We start from the raw sequence: 2,301 nt of genomic DNA on the forward strand, positions 1-2,301 counted from the left end.
TCATGGAAATACTGCAGAGTCTTAATAAAGAACATAATGTGAGTATGTCATTGCAACCCACGATGTTGACATAGCAGAATATTGTTATCATACTTATTATATGAAAGATGGTTTTTTATATGATAATAAAGCTTGAAAAATTTCCACATTTGCCAATTTTATGGCAAAAACAAAATAAGAGGTAAAAATTATGTTTGAGAAGTTTACAGAAAGGGCAAGAAAAGTAATATTAAATGCAAGAGAAATTGCACTTGAATATAGAAGCAACTATTTAGGAAGTGAACATCTTCTTCTTTCTCTTCTTGAAGAAGAGGATATTCCTGTACTTGTCTTATCAAGATTTGGATTAACTGTTGAGAAAGTTAAAAGGACTTTAACATCCCAGATGGTTAAAGGTTCTCATACAGGTGAAGTTCTTTTTGCCCCTGATGCAAAAAGGGTTTTAGAGTTTGCTGTTGAAGAAGCAAGGATACTTCACCATCAGTTTGTAGGGCCAGAACATCTTTTAATTGGAATTGTAAGGGAGAAAACTGGGCTTGGCGGAAGAGTGTTAAGAGGATTTGGAATAGATGAGTACTCTATAAGAAGAGAGATACTTCAAATTCTTGGCGAAATTCCTCCTCAGGAGCAGGTTAAACAGGTTCCAACTCCAAATATTGATAGATTCAGTAGAGATTTAACTGCCCTTGCAAGAGAAGGAAAGCTTGACCCTGTAGTTGGTAGAGATAAAGAAATTGAAAGGGTTATACAAATACTTGCAAGAAGAAGAAAAAACAACCCTGTTTTAATTGGAGAGCCAGGAGTAGGTAAAACTTCAATTGTAGAAGGTCTTGCACAGAGAATTGCAGACAAAACTGTTCCAGAACCTTTACTTGGTAAAAGGGTAGTTGCTTTAGACCTTGCAGCTTTAGTTGCCGGGACAAAATACAGAGGGCAGTTTGAAGAAAGACTTAAAAACATATTAAAAGAACTTGAAAAGGCTCCTTATATAATCCTGTTTATAGATGAGCTTCACACACTTGTTGGAGCAGGTGCTGCTGAAGGGTCAATAGATGCATCAAATATGTTAAAACCTGCCCTTGCAAGAGGTGAAATACAGGTTATAGGTGCTACAACTATAGATGAATACAGAAAATACATAGAAAAAGATGGTGCGCTGGAAAGAAGGTTTCAGCCTGTGCTTGTTGAACCTCCAACTCCAGAAGATGCAGTAAAAATATTAATGGGATTAAAACAAAAGTTTGAGGAATTTCATAAGGTTAAATACACAAAAGAAGCAATTGAAAAAGCAGTTGAGTACTCAGTTAAATATATTGCAGATAGACAGCTTCCAGACAAAGCTATTGACCTTATAGATGAAGCAGGTGCATGGGTAAGACTTAAAGGTTTAGAACTTCCTCCAAGATTAAGAAAAATAGAAGAAAAAATTAAAGATATAGAGCAACAAAAGGCTATTGCTGCCAAAGAACAGGATTATGAAAAAGCTGCAAAGCTTAGAGATGAAGAATTGAAACTGCGGGCAAAATTTGAAACATTAAAATCAGAGTGGAAAGAAAAGGTTTCTGAAAGAGTACCTAAGGTTACAGCAGACCATATAGCAATGGTAATTGCTAAGTGGACAGGAATTCCTATAACAAGACTTACAGAAACTGAATCAGAAAAACTTTTACATATAGAAGAAGAGCTACATAAAAGAGTTATAGACCAGGATGAAGCAATAAAAGCAATTGCAAAAGCAATAAGAAGAAACAGTGTAGGATTAAAAGGTACACATAGACCAATTGGTGTATTTATGTTCTTAGGACCTACAGGTGTAGGTAAAACTGAGACTGCTAAAGCCTTAGCAGAGTATTTATTCGGAACTGAAGAAGCATTAGTAAGATTTGATATGTCTGAATTTATGGAAAAACACACTGTTTCAAGACTTGTTGGTGCTCCTCCAGGATACGTTGGATACGAAGAAGGGGGACAATTAACAGAGGCTGTAAGAAGAAGACCTTACTCTGTACTTTTATTTGATGAAATAGAAAAAGCTCATCCAGATGTATTTAATATATTCCTTCAGATTTTTGATGATGGAAGACTTACTGACTCTTTTGGAAGGGTTGTTGATTTCAGCAATACGATAATAATTATGACTTCTAATCTTGGGGCAAGATTAATACTTGAAAGCAACAGAATGGGATTTGAGCAAAAGTCAACACTCTTAGATTACGAAAATATGAAGAAAAATGTTTTACAGCAAGTAAGAAAGCATTTCTCACCAGAGTTTTTAAACAGACTTGACGATGTAATAGTGTT

The 2,301-nt window shown here is 35.2% G+C and carries 1 protein-coding gene; it reads left to right on the forward strand.

What is annotated here, in order from left to right; genetic code table 11:
- Positions 1-190: 190 nt before the first annotated feature.
- Positions 191-2,301: ATP-dependent Clp protease ATP-binding subunit (locus HG1285_RS04220; protein ID WP_008288692.1), on the forward strand; the 2,111-nt coding region annotated here is incomplete at its 3' end.

It is taken from the genome of Hydrogenivirga sp. 128-5-R1-1, from assembly GCF_000171895.1.